The organism is Streptomyces sp. rh34 (assembly GCF_002551245.1).
Classification (GTDB): Bacteria; Actinomycetota; Actinomycetes; order Streptomycetales; family Streptomycetaceae; genus Streptomyces.
In genome coordinates this window covers 22,408-40,885 of sequence record NZ_NTGZ01000018.1, presented here as the reverse complement: position 1 = coordinate 40,885, position 18,478 = coordinate 22,408, and the positions used below count along the sequence as shown (strand labels likewise).

At 70.8% G+C, this 18,478-nt stretch carries 16 protein-coding genes; 2 read left to right on the top strand and 14 right to left on the bottom strand.

What is annotated here, in order from left to right; translation table 11 throughout:
- Positions 1-4 precede the first annotated feature (4 nt).
- From CR470_RS06560 to CR470_RS06520, 9 genes are all read right to left on the bottom strand, one after another.
- Positions 5-1,447 (bottom strand): sensor histidine kinase, encoded by a 1,443-nt coding sequence (locus CR470_RS06560; RefSeq protein WP_097866637.1) that lies wholly within the window; start codon positions 1,445-1,447, stop codon positions 5-7.
- Between the two features lie 117 nt (positions 1,448-1,564).
- Positions 1,565-2,452, bottom strand: a complete 888-nt coding sequence (locus CR470_RS06555) for a DUF5936 domain-containing protein (RefSeq protein ID WP_097866636.1) — start codon at positions 2,450-2,452, stop codon at positions 1,565-1,567.
- Positions 2,453-2,483: 31 nt separating this feature from the next.
- Positions 2,484-3,428: a type II secretion system F family protein gene (locus CR470_RS06550; protein WP_097866635.1), complete on the bottom strand. Its 945-nt coding sequence runs from the start codon at positions 3,426-3,428 to the stop codon at positions 2,484-2,486.
- 10 nt (positions 3,429-3,438) lie between these two features.
- Positions 3,439-4,776, bottom strand: a complete 1,338-nt coding sequence (locus CR470_RS06545; RefSeq protein ID WP_097866634.1) for a CpaF family protein — start codon at positions 4,774-4,776, stop codon at positions 3,439-3,441.
- Between the two features lie 75 nt (positions 4,777-4,851).
- Positions 4,852-5,277: a TadE/TadG family type IV pilus assembly protein gene (locus CR470_RS06540; protein WP_097866633.1), complete on the bottom strand. Its 426-nt coding sequence runs from the start codon at positions 5,275-5,277 to the stop codon at positions 4,852-4,854.
- Positions 5,274-5,705 (bottom strand): TadE family protein, encoded by a 432-nt coding sequence (locus CR470_RS06535; RefSeq protein WP_097866632.1) that lies wholly within the window; start codon positions 5,703-5,705, stop codon positions 5,274-5,276. The genes CR470_RS06540 and CR470_RS06535 overlap by 4 nt, the downstream gene beginning before the upstream one ends.
- 3 nt (positions 5,706-5,708) lie before the next feature.
- Positions 5,709-7,022 (bottom strand): AAA family ATPase, encoded by a 1,314-nt coding sequence (locus tag CR470_RS06530; RefSeq protein WP_097866631.1) that lies wholly within the window; start codon positions 7,020-7,022, stop codon positions 5,709-5,711.
- A 7-nt stretch (positions 7,023-7,029) separates the two neighbouring features.
- Complete coding sequence (gene cpaB, locus CR470_RS06525) at positions 7,030-7,737, bottom strand: Flp pilus assembly protein CpaB (protein ID WP_097866630.1); 708 nt, start codon at positions 7,735-7,737, stop codon at positions 7,030-7,032.
- 265 nt (positions 7,738-8,002) lie between these two features.
- Positions 8,003-8,869 (bottom strand): hypothetical protein, encoded by an 867-nt coding sequence (locus tag CR470_RS06520; RefSeq protein ID WP_097866629.1) that lies wholly within the window; start codon positions 8,867-8,869, stop codon positions 8,003-8,005.
- 684 nt (positions 8,870-9,553) lie between these two features.
- On the opposite strand from CR470_RS06520, the gene CR470_RS06515 reads away from it, so the two are divergent.
- Positions 9,554-11,278, top strand: coding sequence for a chitinase (locus CR470_RS06515; RefSeq protein ID WP_306667788.1), 1,725 nt, complete (start codon positions 9,554-9,556; stop codon positions 11,276-11,278).
- Positions 11,279-11,404: 126 nt separating this feature from the next.
- Here the strand turns inward: CR470_RS06515 and CR470_RS06510 are convergent, their stop codons facing one another.
- From CR470_RS06510 to CR470_RS06490, 5 genes are all read right to left on the bottom strand, one after another.
- Positions 11,405-12,715, bottom strand: coding sequence for an Nramp family divalent metal transporter (locus tag CR470_RS06510; RefSeq protein ID WP_097866627.1), 1,311 nt, complete (start codon positions 12,713-12,715; stop codon positions 11,405-11,407).
- A gap of 142 nt (positions 12,716-12,857) precedes the next feature.
- On the bottom strand, positions 12,858-14,333 hold the full coding sequence (locus tag CR470_RS06505) for a GntP family permease (RefSeq protein ID WP_097866626.1): 1,476 nt from the start codon (positions 14,331-14,333) through the stop codon (positions 12,858-12,860).
- 270 nt (positions 14,334-14,603) lie between these two features.
- Entirely contained in the window at positions 14,604-15,014 is a 411-nt protein-coding gene (locus CR470_RS06500; RefSeq protein WP_097866625.1) for a RidA family protein, read from the bottom strand.
- A gap of 6 nt (positions 15,015-15,020) precedes the next feature.
- Positions 15,021-15,779 carry an IclR family transcriptional regulator gene (locus CR470_RS06495; protein WP_097866624.1) on the bottom strand — a complete coding sequence of 253 codons (759 nt, stop codon included), beginning with the start codon at positions 15,777-15,779 and terminating at the stop codon, positions 15,021-15,023.
- Positions 15,776-16,873: a sugar kinase gene (locus CR470_RS06490; protein ID WP_097866623.1), complete on the bottom strand. Its 1,098-nt coding sequence runs from the start codon at positions 16,871-16,873 to the stop codon at positions 15,776-15,778. The genes CR470_RS06495 and CR470_RS06490 overlap by 4 nt, the downstream gene beginning before the upstream one ends.
- Before the next feature lie 92 nt (positions 16,874-16,965).
- Here CR470_RS06490 and CR470_RS06485 point away from each other — a divergent pair, with 92 nt between their 5' ends.
- Positions 16,966-18,453 carry an amino acid deaminase gene (locus CR470_RS06485; RefSeq protein WP_441350775.1) on the top strand — a complete coding sequence of 496 codons (1,488 nt, stop codon included), beginning with the start codon at positions 16,966-16,968 and terminating at the stop codon, positions 18,451-18,453.
- The last annotated feature ends 25 nt before the right edge of the window (positions 18,454-18,478 follow it).

The window sequence follows — 18,478 nt, the reverse complement described above, 5'->3', positions numbered from 1 at the left end:
CCTCTCAGGGTCGGGGGTTACGGGTGGGGGTGCTGGCATTCTCGGGCGCGGGCGGCACCGGAACCGATTGCGGCTGCGACGACGCGGGGAAAGGGTGAGGCGGAAGCTGCGGCGCGGGCAGGGTGGCCGACGGGGTGTTCTCCTCGGCGGCCGGGCTCCCCAGCGCCGCCAGGGGGAGCTCCACCCGCACCTCCGTGCCCTTCTCCGCGTTCCCCCGGCCGATCCGGATGCGGGCCCCGATGGAGGCGGCCCGCTCCACCATGCCGACGAGGCCGAAGTGGCCGGCCCGGCGGAGGGTGTCGAGCGTCGTTCCGGCGGGGAGTCCGCGCCCGTCGTCGTACACGCTGATACGGAGCATGTCGCCCTTCACGCCCGCGAGGACGATCAGGTACGACGGGCCGGCGTGGCGGTGGGCGTTCTCCAGGGCCTCCGAGGCGACGGTGAGGAGTTGCCGGGCGACCGCCTGCGGCACGGCCGGGACGGGGGTCTCCTCGGCGAGGCGGCGGAAGGTGGCCGTGACCGGATGGCGGTCGGTGAAGTCCCGTGCCTGGGCCGCCAGTTCCGCGACCAGGTCGACGCCGCCCTCCAGGCCCTGCTCCCGGCGCAGGTCGGTGAGCAGTTCCCGGGATTCGGCGGCGGCCCGGCGGGCGGCGCGGGCGACCAGTTCCGCCTGGAGTTTCACGGTGGGCGGGTCCATGCGGCCGGCCGAGCCCGCCAGTCCGTCGGCGGCCAGCGCCAGACCGTGCAGGGTCTTGGCGACCGAGTCGTGCATCTCCCGGGCCAGACGGGTGCGCTCACCCTCCACCGCCTCGTTCACCGCCAGCCGCGCCCGGGTCTCGGTGAGCGCCTGGGTGGCCGTCCCGAAGCGCAGGAGGAGATTGCGCAGGGTGACACCGACCGCCCCGGCGATCACGCAGAATCCGGGCAGGAGCAGGGCCGGCGCCCCGCCCGGCTCCAGCTTCGGGACACTCGCGTACACGCCGAAGACGATGACCACCTGGAGCGCCGCGAAGACCGCCGCGCCGCGCCAGCCCTGGATCAGGCCCGCCAGCAGCGGGGTGCAGACGGTGACGTACGCGAGGGTCGACTCGGGGGTCGCAGTGATCAGCAGCAGCGCGCCGAAGCACACGTCGACGGCCAGGATCCAGGGGTGGCGCAGGAGCACCGGGCCGAACCGCTCCCAGTCCCGGAACAGCAGGTAGGAACCCATGAAGGTGACCAGGATCGCCGAACCGATGAACCAGGTGGGCAGGCCCGGGGCGGTGCGGTTGATGGCGTACGGGGTCGCTATCGCGATCATCGCCAGGCGGAAGCCGAAGACCTGGCGGCACATCGCCTGGAGCGCGTTGACCTGGATGGCGAAGGCCGGGCGGGCCGGGGTGCCGGTGTGGGCGCGGGCCAGTTCGGCGGCCAGTCCGGGCTGGGCGCCGCTGAGTTGGTATGCCATGCGCCTGTCACCTCCGTCTCGTGCCCCGAGTCACTCATGCTCCGTACGTCCGGTCACTGGCTTCAGCAGGCGTTCCGGAACGTAGGAGTTCCGTCCCCATCTCGCCTGTCCTTCATGTCAGCCCCCTGTGAGGAACGAGAAGTCGACATTGGCTCCGTAGACGAACCCGACCGTGAGGAGGAGGAGCGTGCCCGGGAGGAGGAACGTGGTCACCGCGAACGTGGCCTTCGGGACTGCCCTGGCCGCCTTGCGGCGGGCATTCTGGGCGTCGGTGCGGCGCATGTCGTTGGCGATCTGGATGAGCGTCTCGACGATCGGCGCGCCCAGCTCCTCGCCCTGCTGGAGCGTTGTGACGAACATGGCGACCTGTTCGGAGTCGTTGCGTCTGCGCAGTTCCTCGAAGGCTTGGCGACGGCTGACACCCATGTCCATCTGCCGCAGCGTGATGCGCAGCTCGTCCGACCAGGGGCCCTCGTACTTCTCCGCTACCCGGTCCAGCGCCTGCCGGAAACCGAGCCCGGCCGAGACGACGACGGCCAGGACGTCGAGGAAGTCCGGCAGCGTCCGCTCGATGTGCTCGCGGCGCACCCGGATCGCCGACCAGATGCCGGCCTCCACCCAGAACAGACCGAAGGCGACCATCAGCAGGGCCAGGAACAGCTGGCCGCGCATGAGCATCGAGAACGCGCCGAGGAGGCCCAGCGCGCCGTAGACCGCGCGGCGGGCGGCGTAACGGTCGAGGGTGAGGCCGCCGGGGTTGCCCGCCAGGTCGATCTGACGGCGCTTCTTGTTGACGGCTTTGGGGCCCATCATCCGCAGCACCATGGGGGCCCAGCGGATGCCGAGGCGGTCGATGCCGGAGCCGACCGCGCTGGTGCGCGAGGCCCCGGACTCCAGGGCCACGGCCAGGTCGCCGGGGAGTTTGGCGTCGGCCCGGTACATCCGGATGCCGTGGATGGCCCCGTAGACGGCGAGGCCGACGACCAGGGCTAGCAGCAGGTCCATGTCCGTCCCGATCCCTTCCTGGTTCGTGGTGTCAGACGTCGATCCGGGACAGGCGACGGATCACCATGAACCCGATCGCGTACAGGGCGATGGCGACGACCACCGCCACCTGGCCGAGGAACGCCCCCGTCATCCGGTCCAGCGCGCCCGGCATGACCGCGTTCATCAGCAGCATCGCGCCGAGTCCGAAGATGGGCACCGCGTACGCGGTCACGGTGACCTGCGAGAGCTGGGTCTTGACCTCGCGACGGGTCTCCTTGCGCTCCTCCAGGGTCTCGGTGAGGTTGCGCAGCGAGCTGACGACCGTACCGCCGGCCCGGTTGGAGAGGACCAGCGTCGTCACCAGGACCACCAGTTCGCGGGACGGGAGGCGGTCGGTCAGCTCGCTGAGCGCGTCCTCCAGCGGCTCGCCGACGGCCAGCCGCCTGGCGACCCGGGCCAGCTCCTCGCCGGCCGGGTCCTCCAGTTCCTCGGCGGCCATCGACAGCGAGGTGCGCAGGGCCAGGCCCGCCTGGGTGGCGTTGGCGAGGATCCGGGAGAGCTCGGGGAGCTGGTTGATGAAGCGCTCGGTGCGCTTGACCCGCTGCCAGTTGAGGAACGCGTTGGTGCCCCAGAGGCCGATCAGGGCGGCGACCGGGCCGAAGAACGCGGCGAGCATGGAGGAGGCGATCATCCAGAGCCCCGCCATGGCGACGAGCGCGTACACGAAGAACTCGCCGGGTGTGATGTCCATGCCGGTCGCCGCGAGCTTCAGCTCCAGCTTCCGGCCGAGCGCGGTGGCGCGCAGCCTGCGGTCGAGGCCCTTGAAGCGGCGGGGGCGGCCCTTCTCGGGGATCTGCCCGACGTGGGAGAGCCGGTCGACGAGGGCGTCCCGGTCGGCCTTGCCGCCGGTGTAGGCGTACAGGCCCATCACGCCCAGCACGCACGCCAGCAGCGTGACGCCGACGGTGACCAGGGGGAGGTTGACGTTGTCCATGGCTCGGTACCTAGTTGGCCTCTCGGGTGGCGAGCTGTTCGGCGGACTGGGCGACGCCGAACGCCTGCGGGATGGGCTGACTGGCCAGATAGAGGCGCTCGGCGAGCCTCCTGGGCAGCGGGAGGTACTGGAAGTCGCCGTGGATGCGGCCGTCGGGGGCCATCGGCTGCGCGTTGAACCGCGCGACCGTGACGATGCGGTACGGGTCGCGACCGTGCGAGTCCAGGACGGCGATCTCGGTGATCTTCCTGGCGCCGTCGGCGTGCCGGGTGAGCTGGACGATCACGTCGACGGCGCTGTTGATCTGGTCGTGCAGCGCCTCGAACGGGATCTCGACCTCCGACATCGAGGCGAGGGTCTGCAGACGCATCAGCGCGTCCTCGGCGCTGTTGGCGTGGACGGTGGCCAGCGAACCGTCGTGACCGGTGGACATCGCCTGGAGCATGTCGAGGGACTCACCGCCTCGGACCTCACCGACGACGATGCGGTCGGGGCGCATACGCAGCGAGTTGCGGACCAGGTCACGGATGGTGATCTGGCCCTTGCCCTCGACGTTCGCCGGACGGGACTCCAGCCGGATGACATGGCTCTGCTGGAGCTGGAGCTCGGCGGAGTCCTCGATGGTGACGATGCGTTCGGTGTTCGGGATCAGTCCGGACAGCGCGTTGAGCAGGGTCGTCTTGCCGGTGCCGGTGGCCCCCGAGACGATGATGTTGAGCTTGGCCTGCACCAGTCCGGCGAGCAGGACCAGCATCTGTTCGTCCAGTGAACCGAAACCGATCATCTCCTGGAGCGTGAAGGAGCGCGGGAACCGCCGGATGGTGAGCGTCGCGCCGGTCAGCGAGAGCGGCGGGATGATCACGTTGACACGTTCACCGCTGGGCAGGCGGGCGTCGACCATCGGGTTGGACTCGTCGACGCGGCGGTTGACGGTCGACACGATCCGCTCGATGGTCTGCATCAGCTGTTCGTGGGAGCCGAAGCGCATCGGGAGCTGTTCGACCCTGCCGTTGCGCTCGACGAAGATCTGGTCGGGGCCGTTGACCATGATCTCGGTGATGGACGCGTCCTCCAGGAGCGGTTCCAGGATGCCGAGTCCGAGCGCCTCGTCGACGACGCGGCGGATCAGCTGCGAGCGCTCCACGGTGGAGAGGACCGGGCCCTCGCGGCTGATGATGTGGCCGAGGACGCGCTCCAGCCGGGCTCGCCGGTCGGCGGCGGCCAGCGAGGACATCTCCGCGAGGTCGATCTCCTCCAGCAGCTTGGCCCGGTAGGTGGCCACCAGGTGGCCGTCCTCCCGTGCCCCGCCCTGTTCCTCAGGGGCGGTCATGCGTGCCCGCAGGCTCATCGGCGTAGCTCTCCTCGGTCTCGGCGGACGGTGGCGCCCGGCCGGTCGGTGCGGCTCTCTCGCGGAAGGTCGGGGTCAGAAGCCGACCGCGGACCTCTCGTTGGGCATCGTCGTGCTCCGCTCGGCCCACCAGTCGTCCAGTCCCGGCACGACGGAGGGCACCTTGACGCGGACCGTGACCGTGATGTCCTGGCCACCGCTCCTGCGATAGCGGAACCCGCCGTCCTCCACCCAGTCGCTCACGGCGTCACGGGCGTTGGCCCGACCGCTGCCCCGGGCGTCCACGCTGGCTTCCGTACGGGCTCCGGCGCGGGCCGCGGTGCCCGCCTGGTTGGCGGCGTACGCGGCCAGGCCGAGCTGGATGGCCGCCATCGCGACGAGGAGCAGCAGGGGGAGGAAGCCGAGATACTCCATGGCGACCTGGCCCCGGTCCCGGTCCCGGTCCCGGTCCCGGTCCCGGCCTCGGTCCCGGTCGTACCCGCCGTACGGGTGGGTCGTCATCGCTGGTCCTCCCTCGGCGATCCCGCTCGGCCGGTGATCTCGGTGTCGAGGTCGAACAGGCCCGGCACCAGCACCGGGACCTTCAGCCTCACCGTCGCCTCGTACAGGCGGCCGCCGCCGTTGCAGCGGATCCGGGCTCCGTCCTCCCAGGCGGCGGGGAGGTCCTTCACCGCCCCCGCCCGGCAGGCCGCGCGCGCCCCGTACTCCGCGCCGCTGCCCTTGCGCGCGCCCACGTCGGCCGCGTTGCCCGCGAGACTGAAGGTGTATCCGATCAGGGCGCACTCCCAGAGCACGAGCATGATCAGGATGATGAAGGGGGTCATTCCCAGGAACTCGATCGCGGTCTGCCCCCGGTCCCGGACCCGGCGCTCACGTAGGGCGGTGATCCGCCCCCGTATGCCGCTTCGTGCCGTCCTTGTGGTGGTCATCGCTCAACGTGTCCCCTCGGAGTCTCCGGGCCCGATGCCGGAGCCGTCGCGCCGGCGGCGCGCGCGTCCGATCGAGCCCCGGTCGTTCTTGAAGACGCCACTGTTCCTCTTGGCCAGGGCGCTGCCGCTCTTCTTCGCCGTTGCGCTCTCCTTGACGATGCCCAGCTCTCCGGCCAGGCCCCAGAGCGCCTGCTTGACCGTGCTCTTGGCGTCCAGTTCGTGCAGGCGTCCGGAGTCGATGGACGCCTGGAGCTCCTTGAAGTTCGCGGGGACCGCCGCCGAGGCGACCCGGGTGCCGGTGATCTTCTGGATCAGCGGCGGCTGGATCTCCGTGTTGCGGGTGAAGCGGTTGACGAGGGTGATCGTCTCCTCGGCCTTGCGGATCTGGAGCCGTTCCCACATCCGTACGATGCGTTTCGCGCCGCGCACCGCGATCACGTCCGGGGTCGTGACCAGCAGGGCCACGTCCGCCATCTCGATGGCCGCCGCGTTGGCCCCGTTCATCTGACCGCCGCAGTCGATGACGACGATCTCGTAGCGGGTGCGGAGCGCGCTGACGATCTGGCGGGCCGAGCGGTCGCTGACCTCCTCGCCGCGTTCGCCCTCGCCGGGGGCGAGGAGCAGGGCGAGTCCGGTGGAGTGGGAGAACACCGCGTCCGACAGCACCCGGGGCGAGATGTCGGTGATCAGGGCGAGGTCGACCAGGGAGCGGCGGAACTGGACGTCCAGGAACGAGGCGATGTCCCCGGTCTGGAGGTCCATGTCCACCAGCGCCACCGTGTTGCCGGACGCCTGCGCGGCCAGGGCGAGCTGGATGGCGGTGACGGTCGCGCCGACGCCGCCCTTGGCGCCGGTGACCGTGACCACCGTGCCGCCGGGGCCGGTGAAGACGTCGTTCCCGGAGGTGAGGTGGCGGCGCACGCCGGTGGACCACTGGGCGGCCGCCTGGACACGGTTGGCCAGTTCCTCGTAGCTCAGCGGCAGAGTGACCAGGCCGCGCGCCCCGGAGTCCATCGCGTCGGCGAAGAGGTTCGGACTGGCGTCCGCGGTGATCATGACGACGCCGACGGACGGGAACCTCATCGACACCTCCCGGATCAGCTCCAGGGCCGGCACCGGGCCGATCCGCTCGTGGACCAGCACCACCTCGGGCAGCTCGTCGATCGCCTCGGCCGCGAGGCGGGCCAGGGTGTCGATGAGCTGGGTGGAGTCGCCGGCCGGGGTCGCGGGTTCGGCGTCGGGCAGCTGGCTGAGCAGGGTGGTGACGGAGCGGGCCGCGTCGAGGTCACCGACGGCGGGGAGGATTCTGGTGGTCATCCCATCCTCACTTGTCCTTGTCGAGCGTGTAGGTGCGGTCCCCCGGGCGGATGGTGCCGTCGCTGCCCGGGGCGACGAGCGCGAGACGCACGTGCTCCGCGAACGACTCGGCGTAGGCGACGCGCTGGGTGTCCAGCGTGTTCAGGGCGAAGGTGATCGGCACGGCCTCGGTCGCCCGGGTGCCCCGGTCGTCCGCGCTGGGATCCAGGGCGGTCAGCTCGCCGACGTCGAGCACCTTGGCGTTGGAGACGATGACCTTGGACTGGGCCGCGGCGCCCTGCTGCTCACCGGCGAACGTGGCGTAGATGTTGACCGACGCGCCCGGTGTGATCTTGCCCGCGACGCCGGTGGAGGCGTCGATCATGATGGCGATCTCCTGCTCACCGGCGCGGAGTTCGGGCTTGCGGACCATCATGTCCGACTGGAGCAGCGAGCCTTTGCGGAGCTCGGTGACCGCGATCTTCGACTCGACCTCCCGCAGGTCGGTCACGGCGTTCTCCGAGAGCCAGCGTTCAGGCATCTTGATCTTCTCGAACTGGCCGCTGCTCAAAGCTGTGTACGGAGCCACGTTGGTCTTCAGCTGGTACGCCGTCACCTCGGGTCCGACCTTCGAGTTGACGTCGCTGATCACCGAGAGCACGCCGGCGAAGGCCGCGAAGGCACACAGGACCGACAGGAGCAGGAGTATCACGCCGCGGCGCTGGCGGGAGTTCATGGTCCGGACAACCTCGTTCGAATCGGATGCGTGGGACGGACAGCGGACAGAGAGAGCGGTGCGGTGGAGCGGTGCTGTGCGATGCGGTGGAGCGGTTACGCGCTTACATCTGGGGTGGGGCGGTTACGCGCTTACATCTGCGGCGGCGCGCTGCCGCGGGGCCGGCCGGGCGGGAAGGTCTCATGCGGGGAAGTCTCGGTGTGGGGGGTGCGGGGCGTGCGTGCGGGAACCGGGAGGAGCGGGTCCCGCGGGAAGGGCGGTCTCGCTAGGGGCCCGGCGACTCGCCGGCCCCGCGGTGGAGGACACCGGTGGGGAGCGTGCGGTTCTCCGGAGCCGCGAGAGGAGCGGAACAGAATGCGCAGCGGTCGCCGATGAGTTCCATGGAGCACCAGTGGCACTTTTCCCGGCGTACGGAGGAGACCAGCTGGTACAGCACGGAGAGGTCCGGGAGGTGGGCGGCGAACTCCACCAGTTTTCCCGTGCCCCACCAGCGCGGCGAGTCGGACGGGACCGTGGTGTCGTGGATGGCCTGGACCTTCCAGGCGGGCGCGAGGGTCTCCTGTACCCAGTCCGACTGCAGATTCCCTTTCGCGACCAGAAGATGCGTACCGAAATCCGGCCCCGTCGGCGGTTCGGCGGTCGGGCCCACCTTCACCAGTTGCGACTCGGGTCCGGCGAGCACCGCGAACTGGGAGCCGGGGACCCAGGACCTGGCGTGGCTCTTGAGACTGACCGGCACCCGGTCGAGCCGGGCGACGGAGTTGAGGAGGGCGCCCGCGTAGATGTAGTGCGAGAGCAGCCGCGCGGCGGAGGCGACCACCCCGGGGCTGAAGTCGCAGATGGACAACTGCCGGAGCTGGCGCACCAGTACGGCGAGGCCGAGCGGCGGGAGATCCACCTTGACCAGGGCGATCCGGTCGCTCTCCAGCACCGATCGGATGGAGTGGAGGCGACGCTCGTGCTCGGGACGGATGCCCGAGGGATAGAGGGCGATCACGTACCCGTGCTGTTCCAGCAGCAGGTGCATGTCGCCGATCGCCAGCTCCAGCACCTGGGCCTCGGGGGCCTGGAGCAGAGCGGCGGTCGGTGTCTGCTGGTCGGTGGGCGGCAGTACCAGGTCTGCGCTCGTCACTGCTATTGCGGTCGGCACGCTCTTCCCCGTTTCGGCTCCGGTCGACGTGGGGACGTCGGCCGCAATCGCTCCTGCTCCGTGCTCCTGACCCAGCACTTTAGCCACGTCTCACCAGGCAGAGAACAGTTATCGGAGACCAGTACGACGCCATGCGAACACCGTTCCTACGGGACTCGGGTGCTAAACGGGACGAAATCGATTCCGCCCAACTCGGCTATCACTGCGGAGCGTTACCGAAGACTGTGTCCGGTTTTCAATCATCCATCCATTCACGCACGTCAGGCTGGATTCCGGGCCGTCGACCCCCTTTTCGTAAGGGCGTTTCCGTGACTGCCCGAAGATCTCCCGCAAGATCACCCGTGCGGGGTGCGATGCAGGGCCACAGCGCCGTTCCCGACGGGAAGAACCCCGATCCGGCACCCTCAGCAGGCCCTTGGACACCCCACCGCCGGGTCCGCCTCGCGACCTCGCGCGCACCCTCGCGGAAGCCTTTCCCCTGCCAGAGGTCTTGACAACTCGATTGGTCTGGACCAGCTTTGTGCGCCAAGCGGTGGCCACCGCTCCCGTGATTGATCGTCATGGATCCCCGCTCCGCCCGGCCCACCCCGTGCAGCCCCGGCCCGTCGTCCGTCCGGCACTTCTGCACGACCCCCGCCAGGCCACCAACTCCCCACGGAGGAAGCAGTGGAACGCTCCGCAGGCAGCAGTCGCAGAAGGCGTCGTCACTCCCGTCCCGTGCTCGGCGGCACCTTGGCCGTCATCGCGGCCGCGGCCCTGACCGTCACCGGACTCGTCAGCACCGCCCAGGCCGCCGACGTCAACAACGCCAAGAACCCGGGGTTCGAGGCGGGCCTCGCCGGCTGGACCTGCGCCGGGGGCAGCGGCACCGTCGTCTCCTCCCCCGTGCACGGCGGTACGTCCGCGCTGAAGGCCACCCCGGCCGGCCAGGACAACGCCAAGTGTTCCCAGGTCGTCAAGGTGAAGGCCAACTCGACGTACGCGCTCAGCTCCTGGGTGCAGGGCGGCTACGCCTACCTCGGCGTGAGCGGCACCGGAACCACCGACGTCTCCACCTGGACGCCGGGCTCCTCCACCTGGACCAAGCTGTCCACCAGCTTCAAGACCGGCGCGAACACCACCTCGGTGACCGTCTACACCCACGGCTGGTACGGGCAGGCCGCCTATCTCGCCGACGACTTCGAGGTGACCGGCCCCGACGGCGGTGGCGGCGAGGAGCCCGGCCCGGTCATCCCGGCGGCTCCCGGGGGCCTCGCGGCGGGTGCCACGACCACGTCCTCCGTCGCCCTGTCCTGGAACGCGGTCTCCGGCGCCACCGGGTACACCGTGTACCGGGACGGCGCGAAGGCCACCACGTCCACCGGCACCTCGGCGACCGTCACGGGCCTCACCGCGGACACCGCCTACGAGTTCTCGGTGAGCGCCACCAACGCCGCCGGTGAGTCCGCCAAGTCGGCGGCCGTCAGCGCCCGTACGGCCAAGAACGGCACCGGCCCGGGGACCACGGTGCCCAAGCACGCGGTGACCGGCTACTGGCAGAACTTCAACAACGGCGCGGCCGTCCAGAAGCTCAGCGACGTCCCGGCCGACTACGACATCATCGCGGTCTCCTTCGCGGACGCCACGGCGACCCAGGGCGCGGTCACCTTCAACCTGGACACCGCCGGGCTGAACGGCTACACCGACGCCCAGTTCCGGTCGGACATCAAGGCCAAGAAGGCGGCCGGCAAGAACGTCATCATCTCGATCGGCGGCGAGCTGGGCACGGTCCGGGTCGACAGCGACGCCTCCGCCACCGCGTTCGCCAACTCGGTGTACGCGCTGATGCAGGACTACGGCTTCACCGGGGTCGACATCGACCTGGAGAACGGTCTCAACTCCACCTACATGACGAAGGCGCTGCGCCAGCTGTCGGCGAAGGCCGGCAGCGGACTGGTCATCACGATGGCCCCGCAGACCATCGACATGCAGTCGACGTCGGGCGAGTACTTCAAGACGGCGCTCAACGTCAAGGACATCCTGACCGTCGTCAACACGCAGTACTACAACAGCGGTTCGATGCTCGGCTGCGACGGCAAGGTCTACTCGCAGGGCTCGGTGGACTTCCTCACCGCGCTCGCCTGCATCCAGCTGGAGGGCGGCCTCGACCCGTCCCAGGTCGGCCTCGGCGTCCCCGCCTCCACCCGCGGCGCGGGCAGCGGCTACATCTCCCCGTCGATCGTGAACGCGGCGCTGGACTGCCTCGCCAAGGGCACCAGCTGCGGCTCGTTCAAGCCGTCCAAGACCTACCCGTCGCTGCGCGGCGCGATGACCTGGTCGACGAACTGGGACGCGACGGCCGGGTTCGCCTGGTCGAAGGCGGTCGGCCCACACGTCCGCAGCCTGCCGTAGCACGCCGCTGCCCCGGCAGACAGCCTGCCGGGGTACGCCCGGTACCGCACAGCGGTCCCCGGACCAGTAGCGCCGCCGCTCCCCCGGCGGCGCTGCCGCGTTCGGGCCGGTCCTCGGACCCCCGTGTCACCAGGGCAGTTCGCGCACCTGCTGGACGCACAGCACGACGAACAGCAGCCCGGCCAGGGAGAGCATCCCGTTGCTGAGCCATCCGTTGCGCCACTCCCCGGGCGTACGGGAGGAGTTGAGCAGCCAGAGCAGGGTCAGGGAGAGGAACGGCATGAAGAACGCGCCGAGCACCCCGTACGCGATGACCAGACCGAAGGGCTCGTCCAGCCAGAGCAGGGTCATCGGCGGGAAGGTCAGCCACAGGAGGTACGCGCGGAACGGCAGCGACCGCTGCCGGCGCTCGGCGACGTCCGGCCCCTCGTGCTCGTCGGCCTTCGCCGCGCCGGCCGCCGGGGCCCGGAACCGCTCCACGAAGTCGGCGAACATCAGGCTGACCCCGTGCCAGACGCCGATCAGGGACGAGAACGACGTGGCGAAGAAGCCCACCAGGAAGAGCTTGGCGGTGCCCGCGCCGAAGCGGTCCTCCAGCACCCTGCCCAGGTCGATCAGCCCGCGGTCGCCGGAGGTGAGGGCGACCTGGGAGGCGTGCAGCAGCTCGGCGCCGACGATGAGCATCGCCACGACGAAGACCCCGGTGGTGATGTAGGCGACCCGGTTGTCGAGCCGCATCACCTTCATCCAGGAGGAGTTGCTCCAGCCCTTGGCGTTGACCCAGTACCCGTACGCGGCCATGGTGATCGTGCCGCCGACGCCGCCGATCAGCCCGAGGGTGTAGAGGAGCGAGCCGTCCGGGAGCACGGGCAGCAGCCCGGCGAACGAGGCCCCGACGTCCGGCACGACGCGGGCTGCCACGTACACGACCACCACGAACATGATGCCGATCAGGACCGTCATGACCTTCTCGAACACGGCGTACCGGTTGAACCAGACGAACGCCAGTCCGATCAGCCCGGTGACGATCGCCCAGAACTTCAGCCCGGGGCCGTCGGGGAACAGCGCGACGATGGGCAGGGCGCTGGAGGACATGGCCGTCGCCCCGTAGATGAAGCCCCAGAGGACGACGTAGACCGCGAAGTACACCGTGGTCCAGGGGCCCAGACTGCGCCAGCCGTCGAAGAGCGTGCGGCCGGTCGCCAGATGCCAGCGGCCGGCCGCCTCGGCGAGCGAGATCTTGACGACGCAGCCGATCACCGCCGCCCACATCAGGGTGTATCCGAACTTGCTGCCCGCGATCAGCGTCGCGACCAGGTCGCCGGCACCGACCCCGGTCGCCGCGACGACGATGCCGGGGCCGATGTACTTCCAGCTGGACTGACGTGGTCGGGAGGCCGGCTCCCCTGTCCCTGTGGTTGCGCTTGTCTCCGCCATGCCGATCAAGGAAGCGCAATCGGCGGGGCAGCACAAGGGGTACGCGCGGAATCGGCGGGCGCGGGACGGGGAACATCCCTGTGTGTGCGGGTACGCAGACCGGAGGCGCCGAGGGCTCCCGCGGTTCCCGGCGGGAGAGCCCTTAGATGATCAGGCTGAGCAGCGCCGCGACGACGAAGCCCGCGACCGAGAGCACCGTCTCCAGGACGGTCCAGGACTTCAGGGTGTCGCGCTCGCTGATGCCGAAGTACTTCGACACCATCCAGAAGCCGCCGTCGTTCACGTGCGAGGCGAAGATCGAGCCCGCCGAGATCGCCATGATGATCAGCGCGAGGTGGGCCTGGGACAGGTCCTGGCCCTCGACCAGCGGGACCACGATGCCGGCCGTCGTGACGATCGCGACGGTGGCCGAGCCCTGGGCGACGCGCAGGACGACCGAGATCAGCCAGGCGAGCAGGATGATCGGCAGGCCCACGTCGTTGAAGGTGTCGGCCAGCGCGTCGGCGATGCCGCTGCCCTTGAGGACGGCGCCGAAGATGCCGCCCGCGCCGACCACCAGCAGGATGTTGCCGACGGGCTTGAGCGAGGACGTGGAGACCGATTCCAGGGACTTGCGGGACCAGCCGCGCCGGATGCCCAGCAGGTAGTACGCGAGGAACAGGGCGATCGTCAGGGCGACGAACGGGTTGCCGAAGAACTCGATCACCGAGCGGAGCGTGGAGGGGTCCAGGGCGATGGAGGAGAACGTCGCGGCGAGGATCAGGATCAGCGGGGTGCCGATGATCGCGAGGACCGTACCGAGCGGGACCGGCTTCTCGTGCGGGGTGACCCCTGCGGCGCGCTGTTCGGCGGCGACGGCGGCCTTGGCCTCCTCGGCGGCCTCCACCATGTCCTGCGGGACGTCGACGAAGATCCGCTTGCCGATCCAGGCGGCGTACGCCCAGGCGGCGATGACCGACGGGATGCCGACGACGATGCCCATCAGGATGACCCAGCCGAGCGAGACGTTGAAGAGTCCGGCGGCGGCCACCGGTCCCGGGTGCGGCGGCAGGAACGCGTGGGTCATCGACAGGCCCGCCAGCAGCGGCATCGCGTAGAGCAGGATCGATTTGCCGGAGCGTTTGGCGGCGGCGTACACGATCGGCGCGAGGACGAAGATGCCGACGTCGAAGAAGACCGGGACGCCGAAGACGAGGCCCGTCATGCCCATGGCGAGCGGGGCGCGCTTCTCACCGAAGGCGTTCAGCAGGCGGGCGCTCAACACCTCTGCCCCGCCGGACACTTCGAGGATCGCTCCGAGCATGGTGCCGAGCCCGATGATGATCGCGACATGGCCGAGGATGCCGCCCATGCCGGACTCGATGACCGAGACGGCGGCGGATTTCTGCACGGTGCCGAAGAGTTCGGTGACCGAGAGACCGGCGCCGAGACCGACGGCTATGGAGACCGCGAGCAGGGCGACGAACGGCTGGAGCCTGACCTTGATGATCAGGAAGAGCAGGAGGGCGATGCCGAGGGCGGCGATGGTCAGCAGACCGGCGGTGCCGTCGATCAGGAGGAGCAGACCACCGGTGTGCGGTGGCGCTTCGACCGGCGGCGGGGTGGCGGCGAGCAGCATGGGGACTCCGGTGGCGCTGGAGGGCAGGGGGGAGCGCGGCACGGCGCCCCCGGGGAGCGGGGCGCCGTGCCGTACGGCGTGCTGGAGCGGTCCTGCGGGTGAGGTGAAGCGATCAGCGGGGGCCTGCGATCGGGGGACGGGGGGCGGCGGGCCGGGGTGCGGCGGGCCTGGTGGTCGGCTGACCCAGGTGGTCAGCGGGCCGAAGTGGGGCGAAGCCGGCCGCCGAAGAGGGTCGGCGGGCCGGAGAGGGTCAGAGCCGGCCGGAGGAGGTCAGCCGGTCACCGCGAGGGCGTCGATCTCGATGAGCAGCCCCTTGGGCAGGCCGACGTAGACCGTCGTCCGGGCCGAGGGGGCCTCCTTGAGGTTCTGCTCGGCGAAGTACGTGTTGTAGATCTCGTTCATCTCCGCGAAGTGGTCCACGTCCGTGAGGTAGACGCGCATCATCATCACGTCGTCCCAGCTCGCGCCGCCCTCCTCCAGGATCGCCTTGACGTTGGCGAAGGTCTGGAGGGTCTGCTCGCGGAGCGTGGGACCGGCGGGCGTCGGGGCCTGGCCCTCCACGGCGGGGAGGAAACCGACCTGGCCGGCGACCTGGAGGATGTTCCCCTTCTTCACGCCGTGCGAGAACTTCGCGGGCGGCGTGGTGTGGGTGGAGGGGGTGAGGGCGGTCTTCTCGGTCATGGCTGATCAGGCTTTCTTGGGTCGGGTGGTGCCGGAGTACTCCCGGCTGATGGTCTCGGCGGTGCGCCGGACCAGCGGGAGCAGGGTGAGGAGTTCCTCGGCCGTGACGACCACATTGGGCGCGGACACCGACATGGCCGCGACGACCCGCCCGTCCGCGCCGCGAATGGGGGCGCCGATGCAGTTGATGGACTCCTCGTGGCCACCGAGGTCGGTGGCCCATCCCTGTTCGCGGACGACGGCGAGCTCCTTGAGGAACGCGACGGCGTTGGGCGTCGAACGGGATGTGTACATGGGGTAGTCGAGCTTCTCGGCGATGACGCGCCGCTCGGGCTCGGTGAGGTCGGCCAGCAGCAGCTTGGCCACGGCCGCGACGGTGATCGCCACGGGCTTGCCGATCCGTGAGTACATCCGGACCGGGTAGCGGCTCTCGACCTTGTCGATGTAGAGGACTTCCTGCTCCTCGTACACGGCGAGGTGGACGGTGTGCCCGCACCGGTCGTTCAGCGCGATCAGGTGGGAGTGGGCGATCTCGCGTACGTCGAGGTTCTCGACGGCCTCCTGCGCGAGCGCGAAGAGCCGGGCGCCGAGGCGGTAGCGCTGGTCCTCCTGGCGGTAGACGAGGCCGTGCTCGTGGAGCGTACGCAGCAGACGCAGCGCCGTGGATTTGTGGACGCCGAGCCGCTCGGCGACCTGGCCGAGGTCGGCGGGTCCCTGGGCGAGCAGCGGCAGGATGCTCAGTGCCCGGTCGACGGTCTGGCTCATGGTGTGCGTACCTCCTCTGCGGCCCGGTCGGCTGCGGTCCAGCCGGGGCCGAGACGAAGTCTCCCCCAGGCGTCGTCGTCGAGGGCCGCGAGGCGGTCGGCGCGGTCGCGGGCGGGCGGGTCGGTGAGGTCTCCGGGGACGGTGAGGACGGCGGCGGCCATGAGGTGCCCGTGCCGGACCCGGTCGCGCACGGGCAGCCCGCGCAGGGTGGCGGAGAGGAACCCGGCGGCGAACGCGTCCCCGGCCCCGACGGCGGCCACGACGTCGACGCGGAGGGCGGGGACGAGAGTGACGGTGTCGGCGTCTTCAGCCCCTCCGGCGTTCGAGGAGCGGGGTCCGGGGCGGAGCCCCGAGAACACCGTGGCTCCCGCGCTCCCCCGCTTCACGACCACCACGGCCGGCTCCGGCAGCGCCGCCCGGATCGCCTCCGCGCCGACGATCCCCCACGCCTCCTCCGCCTCGTCCTCGCCCACGAACACCAGATCGGCCCGCCGGGCCAGCTCCAGCAGCACGGAGGCGTCGGCGTCCCCGCCCCGCCACAGATGCGGCCGGTGGTTCACGTCGAAGGAGACGAGCGGCCGGCCGGGACGCGGAGCCGTCAGGTCCCGCAGCAGCGCCAGGCAGTCGGCGGACAGCGCGGCCGTGATCCCGGACAGGTGCAGGACGCGGCCCGCGAGGAGGTCCTCGTACGGCACGTTGTCCGGGGACATCGCGGAGGCGGCGGACCCGGCCCGGTAGTAGGCGACCTCGTGGGTGCCGGCGCCCCGGTCCGTGGCCGTGCGGAAGTAGATGCCGGTGGGGCGGGCGGGGTCGCGGCGGACGGCCGAGGTGTCGACCCCGTACGACGCGATCGTCTCGACCAGGTGGTCGCCGAAGCCGTCCGCGCCGACCCGGCCGACCCAGGCCGCCCGGTGCCCGGCGGCGGCGAGCGCGCAGGCCACGTTGGACTCGGCGCCACCGATCCCGCGCCCGAAGGAGGGCACGTCGGCGAGGCGGCCGGGCTGCGAGGGCAGGAACGTCACCATGGACTCACCGAGACAGACGACATCGGTGGTCGTGGCGGCGTCGGCCGTCCCTGCTGCGGGTCCGGGCACTGGAGGGCTCCTCACTGATCGGCGTGCGGGCCGGTGGTCACCATTGACCGGGCATCGGCTCGGATGTTAGACAGCGTTGAGCGATATACGCAATGGGTGTTGCATATGTTGCAACGAACTTCGAGGAGCTCCCCTTGGCAGCCGAACGCCCCACCGGCCACACCGTCGTTCCCGCGCCTTCCGCCCCCGGCGCGTCCCCCGCGTCCCTGGCGTCCGGCCTCGCCGACGAACGCGTCGACCACCGCTTCAAGGCCCTGCCGCCGGACGCCGAGGGCCTGACCGTCGGGGCCCTGGCCGCCGAGCGGCGGAACCTCTTCACCGGCGGGTTCACCACCCCCGTGCTCGCGCTCTCCGCCGAGTCGGTCGCGCACAACCTCGACCTCCTGGAGACGTACGCCGAGCGCCACGGCCTCGCGTTCGCCCCGCACGGCAAGACGTCCATGTCCCCGCAGCTCTTCGTCGACCAGCTGAAGCGCGGGGCGTGGGGCATCACGGCCGCCGTGCCGCACCAGGCGCGGGTCTACCGGGCGTACGGGATCGGGCGGATCTTCCTCGCCAACGAGCTGGTCGACGCCGTCGCCCTGCGCTGGCTGGCCGGCGAGCTGACCGCCGACCCGGAGTTCCGCTTCGTCTGTTACGTCGACTCCGTGCGCGGGGTCGAGCTGATGGACGAGGCCCTCGGCGCCGCGGGCGCCACCCGCCCGGTCGACGTGGTCGTGGAGCTGGGCGCGGGCGAGGGCGCGCGCACCGGGGCCCGCACGGAGGCCGACTGCGCGGCGGTGGCCGACGCGGTGGCGGCGGCCGGTTCGCTGCGGCTGGTGGGCGTCTGTCTNAGACAGGGCGAGGGCGCGCGCACCGGGGCCCGCACGGAGGCCGACTGCGCGGCGGTGGCCGACGCGGTGGCGGCGGCCGGTTCGCTGCGGCTGGTGGGCGTCGCCGGGTACGAGGGCGAGGTGCCGGACGCCGACCCCGAGCGGGTACGGGCGTGGCTGCGGCGGCTCGTCCGGCTCGCGGCCTCCTTCGACGCCGAGCAGCGGTTCACCGCGGCCGACGGGATCATCGTCAGCGCGGGCGGCAGCGCCTGGTTCGACGCGGTCGCGGACGTCTTCGCGGAGATCCCCGAACTGAGCGCCCCGGTGCTGAAGTTGCTGCGCTCCGGCGCGTACGTCTCGCACGACGACGGGCACTACAAGCACCTCACCCCGTTCAACCGCGTGCCCGCGGAAGGCGCGCTGGAGCCCGCCTTCCGCCTCTGGGCGCAGGTCGTCTCCCGCCCCTCCGGCGAGCAGGCGTTCCTGAACGCGGGCAAGCGGGACGCGGCGTACGACCTCGATCTGCCCGAGGCGCAGGTGGTCCGCTCCGGCCGGGACGGCTCGGTCCGGTCCGCCACCGGGGTCACGGTCACCGGCCTCTCCGACCAGCACACCTGGGTGCGTACGGAGGCGGGCACGGAGCTGGAGGTGGGCGACTGGGTCGGCATGGGCCTCTCGCACCCCTGCACCAGCTTCGACAAGTGGCAGCTGATCCCGCTGGTCACGGCGGACGGCACGGTCACCGACTACATCCGCACGTTCTTCTAGAGCCATGGGCCCGCGACACCTGGCC